1 protein-coding gene is annotated in these 318 nt (G+C 68.2%); it reads left to right on the top strand.

Annotation, left to right across the window (positions count from 1 at the left end; genetic code table 11):
- A partial coding sequence (locus tag IB234_RS23840) for a hypothetical protein (protein ID WP_192322332.1) occupies window positions 1–318 on the top strand: 318 nt, incomplete at both ends.

The raw sequence follows: 318 nt of genomic DNA, 5'->3' as shown, positions 1-318 counted from the left end.
GGGCGCTGCTACGCACCCGCTACCAGCGCGACGCCATGGGCCGCCTGCTGGACAAGTTCAGCTACAAGCCGGGGACCGATGGCAGCCCCCAGTTTGCCCACAGCCGCTACCACTACGATGCCGCCGGGCAACTGGTCTGCGCCCGCAATCGCCAGGCCCGGGTGGAGCTGTTCTACAACCAGGCCGGCCAACTGGCCCGCGAGGTGCTCTACAGCCGGGGCGGACAACGCAGCGAGCTGAGCCACGCCTACGACCTGCTGGGCAACCGGGAAACCACCACGTTGCCCGATGGCCGTCAGCTCAACACCCTGACCTACG

Origin of the sequence: Pseudomonas sp. PDM16 (assembly GCF_014851865.1) — a bacterium.
GTDB lineage: Bacteria > Pseudomonadota > Gammaproteobacteria > Pseudomonadales > Pseudomonadaceae > Aquipseudomonas.
Note: the sequence above shows the minus strand (reverse complement) of the source record. Positions and strands in the feature narration are given on the sequence as shown.